The following is a 3,657-nucleotide window of genomic DNA, read 5'->3' as shown; positions in this document are numbered from 1 at the left end:
AGTAGGTAAGCATGGAGATGAATCTACAATACAAGCGTATGTAAAGGGGCAAGGTCGAGAAAAAGAATATATAAAGATACACAGTCAGCAACTGTCTTTGTTTTAATACCTCGTCAGCTCTGCTGCGAGGTAGTTTATTGTTTGTTGAATAACATTGTTTGCGGTATAACAAAAAATGCAATTTGTTCGTATTTTTACCAGCTGAATCAAAGTAATCAACAGCTATTCTATTATTTCTTTAAGCCAAATTGCAAGAGTATGACCTTGAGGGAGATATGTGAAACAGTGAAAGGTGAGGTGGTGTGTGGTGAGGAGCTGCTGGGCACCGATGTTGAGTTTGCTTTTTCGTCGGATTTAATGAGTGATGTGTTAACCGTTCAGTGCGATAAACTCATTTTGATTACCGGCCTTTCGAACTTGCAGTCTATCCGAACAGCTGAAATGTCTGACATTCCCTGTGTACTCATTGTTAGAAACAAACCAATTACAACGGAGATGGTGGAGCTGGCAAAAGAGTGTGATATTGCCATTCTTCGCTCGAAGAATACCCTTTTTTTTGTAGCCGGAGAGTTGTATAAAGCTGGCTTAAAACCAGTATATTAGACCACGTCATGTCGATGAACTTTGAATATAAGGTTGAGGGGGGAGATTTTGCCCGCGCTGGTTACGCTTCAAGCCAAATAAAAAAGGTTTTGAAGCAGTTGAATGTGGATGTAAAAATTGTGAAGCGGGTGGTGGTATGCTTGTACGAAGCGGAGGTAAATATTGTCGCTCATGCATTCAGGGGAACCATTTTTGCCAACATTGATACCAAAAAGATTGTAATGAGGCTAATAGATGAAGGTCCTGGGATTCCTAATATTCCTCTTGCTATGCAGAAGGGTTTTTCCACTGCCTCTCCGGAAGTTCGGGAGATGGGTTTTGGTGCAGGAATGGGGCTTCCCAATATTGATTTTAACGCCGACAAGTTTGAAATTACCAGCGAGGTAGGTAGTGGAACTACGCTGGAAATAACCATATTATTAAACAGCCAAGAGGCATAGTGTATGGAAAAAATGTTTTTTCACCATGCATTAAAAATATTGAAGGATGTCTGCATCGGTTGCTCACACTGTATGCGGGTTTGTCCTACTGAAGCGTTACGGGTGTTCGATGGTAAAGCTAACCTAATTGAAGATCGGTGCATAGATTGTGGGGAGTGTTTTAGGGTATGCCCAGTGCACGCTATCATTATTGAGCAAGATGACTTTCAACGTATCTTTGATTACAAACATCGCGTGGCCCTTGTGCCTTCGGTTCTAATAGGACAATTTCCAGATGAGATTTCTCCAGGCGAGCTCTATAGCAGTCTCATGGACTTGGGATTTACTTGGGTGTATGAGGTTGAACATGGTGCCACCGTTTTAAATCGGGCGCAGCATGAGTATGAGTCTGCGATCGCGAACAAGCCGCTAATCTCCTCGTTTTGTCCTGCAATTATTCGGCTCATTCAGGTGAAATTTCCCTCTATGGTCGAAAACATAATGCTACTACGGCCACCTCTGGATGTTTCGGCTATATACTGCCGAAAAGTTTTGATGGATAATGGAGCAAAGGAGGAGGAGATAGGTGTTTTTTATATAACGCCTTGTGCAGCTAAGATTGCAGCTATAAAAGCCCCAGTAGGTGAGGGTCGATCGCGAATTAACGGTGTAATTAACATGGACTTTATTTTCAATAGAGTTCACAAGGCGCTCAGGCAAAGGTCAAAGGATGCTGGGGTTGATGTTAACCGAAGCCACCTTGTTTCTAAGGAGATACTATGGAGCCTTACCAATGGTGAGGCCGACCATTCACTAGGACGTTGCTTGGCCATTGATGAGGTTCATAATGTAATCGAGTTTCTCGAAAAGTTGGAAAATGAGGAAATAAGTGATATCGATTTTTTAGAGCTGCGAGCATGTGATCAGAGCTGTGCAGGAGGAGTTTTAACTACCTCTAATCGCTTTCTGACTGTTGAGAGATTAGGTAAAAGAGCTGGCAAAGCTCCATCGGTTGAGGCGAGAGCCGCTTCCATTTCGCGAAGTTCGATTGATACCTATGAGCCATACCTTATGCGTCACATTCGCCTGAGTACAGAAATTAAGCCACGTTCGATGTATATGCTCGACGTGGACATGGCCAAGGCTATGCGAAAAATGCAGCGGGCGAGAAAGGTTATGTGTTATTTACCAGGCGTGGATTGTGGTGTATGCGGTGCCCCTTCATGTCAGGCTTTGGCTGAAGACATTGTCCAAAACCGAGCGACCGTTTCTCAGTGTATCTACGTTCAACGGATGATGGAAAGAACGGGTATGTTAGGGAGTGATCATGCCTACCGAATAATGGAGAAAATTTGGGGCAAGGATAAGTTTATTAAGAATTGTCATAAAAAAGGAGCCGATAATGAAAGTCTCTGATATTGTTAGCCAGCTCAATCTGAAGGTTTACTCGGGAGCGGAAGGCTTAAGCCGTGATGTAATTGGAGGGTATACCTCCGATTTACTTAGCGATGTAATGGGCAATGCTGAAGCAGGTATGGTATGGATTACCTTGCAAACACATAAGAATGTAATGGCTATTGCATCGCTGAAGGAATTGGCTGCTGTAATCCTTGTTGGTGGTCAACAACCCGAGGTTGACACTGCTGAGCAGAGCAATGTTGAAGGGATTCCCGTTTTGGGGACTTCCATACCCACATTTGATATTACAGGTAAACTCTACAATCTATTACATTAAGCAATGAGGGTCTTTAAGGCCGATTTACATCTGCATACGGTACTTTCCCCCTGTGGCTCTCTTGAAATGAGCCCCACGGTGCTTGTTGCCCAAGCAAAGGAAGTTGGTCTTGACGTAATTGCAGTAACGGACCACAATACAACCCTTCACTGTGAGTTGGTGCAGGAACTTGCTCGGGAGGTCGGCATTGCCACCATCCTTGGGGCAGAGGTCACCACAAAGGAGGAGGTTCACTGTCTCACCTTTTTTCCAACACTGGAAGTCCTTTCTATCTTTCAACTTTATCTTGAGCAGAATTACCCCAGCGGCCAGCGAAATAACCCTGCACTGTTTGGCTATCAGGTAGTGGTTGATCGCGATGAAAATATCATTAAGGAGGTTGACGCACCTTTAATTTCTGCACTTACTGTTAGCATAGACAGTTTAGAGAAGGAGGTTCACCGTCTTGGTGGATTGTTTATTCCTGCGCATATTAACAAGACAAAGTTCAGCATTATAAGCCAGCTGGGCTTTATTCCGACCGATTTACCAATCGATGGGGTGGAAATTTCTAAACATACGAGCAAAAAAGAGTTCTTAGGAAGAAACGGTTACCTTAAAAAATATTCCTTTTTGCAAAATTCAGATGCTCACTTTGTTGAAGGTATCGGAGAAGTTTATACATCTTTAATGGTTGAGGAACCTTCCTTTGATGAACTTAAGCTTGCATTAAAAGGAGCCGGAGGTCGCTCCGTAATGGTTGACTGACGTATGAAAGATTTAGCACTACATATTCTTGACATTGCCCAAAACTCCATTCGTGCAAAGGCTACACTTGTGGAGATATCCATTGTGGAGGACATCTTGTTGGACCTTTTATCCATCACCATAAAAGACAACGGTAGCGGTATCTCTTCAGAA

Annotated in this window: 5 protein-coding genes; all 5 read left to right on the top strand. The window is 43.3% G+C overall.

Going from position 1 to position 3,657, the window contains the following annotated elements; genetic code table 11:
• Positions 1 to 258: 258 nt before the first annotated feature.
• From VMW01_17070 to VMW01_17050, 5 genes are read left to right on the top strand one after another with little or no spacing between them, the layout of a single operon-like run.
• Complete coding sequence (locus tag VMW01_17070; GenBank protein ID HUW07954.1) at positions 259 to 603, top strand: hypothetical protein; 345 nt, start codon at positions 259 to 261, stop codon at positions 601 to 603.
• Positions 604 to 617: 14 nt separating this feature from the next.
• On the top strand, positions 618 to 1,043 hold the full coding sequence (locus tag VMW01_17065; protein HUW07953.1) for an ATP-binding protein: 426 nt from the start codon (positions 618 to 620) through the stop codon (positions 1,041 to 1,043).
• A gap of 3 nt (positions 1,044 to 1,046) precedes the next feature.
• On the top strand, positions 1,047 to 2,438 hold the full coding sequence (locus VMW01_17060) for a [Fe-Fe] hydrogenase large subunit C-terminal domain-containing protein (GenBank protein ID HUW07952.1): 1,392 nt from the start codon (positions 1,047 to 1,049) through the stop codon (positions 2,436 to 2,438).
• Positions 2,425 to 2,757: a hypothetical protein gene (locus tag VMW01_17055; protein HUW07951.1), complete on the top strand. Its 333-nt coding sequence runs from the start codon at positions 2,425 to 2,427 to the stop codon at positions 2,755 to 2,757. Before VMW01_17060 ends, VMW01_17055 begins: the two co-directional genes overlap by 14 nt.
• Positions 2,758 to 2,760: 3 nt before the next feature.
• Positions 2,761 to 3,504, top strand: a complete 744-nt coding sequence (locus tag VMW01_17050) for a PHP domain-containing protein (GenBank protein ID HUW07950.1) — start codon at positions 2,761 to 2,763, stop codon at positions 3,502 to 3,504.
• The last annotated feature ends 153 nt before the right edge of the window (positions 3,505 to 3,657 follow it).

The sequence above is a fragment of the Williamwhitmania sp. genome (genome assembly GCA_035529935.1).
GTDB lineage: Bacteria > Bacteroidota > Bacteroidia > Bacteroidales > Williamwhitmaniaceae > Williamwhitmania.
This window is presented reverse-complemented; position numbering and strand designations above follow the sequence as displayed.

Bases quoted from the DNA above. Each gene is read 5' to 3' on its own strand.
- VMW01_17070 (HUW07954.1), top strand. From the start codon at position 259: ATGACCTTGAGGGAGATATGTGAAACAGTGAAAGGTGAGGTGGTGTGT.
- VMW01_17065 (HUW07953.1), top strand. From the start codon at position 618: ATGAACTTTGAATATAAGGTTGAGGGGGGAGATTTTGCCCGCGCTGGT.
- VMW01_17060 (HUW07952.1), top strand. From the start codon at position 1,047: ATGGAAAAAATGTTTTTTCACCATGCATTAAAAATATTGAAGGATGTC.
- VMW01_17055 (HUW07951.1), top strand. From the start codon at position 2,425: ATGAAAGTCTCTGATATTGTTAGCCAGCTCAATCTGAAGGTTTACTCG.
- VMW01_17050 (HUW07950.1), top strand. From the start codon at position 2,761: ATGAGGGTCTTTAAGGCCGATTTACATCTGCATACGGTACTTTCCCCC.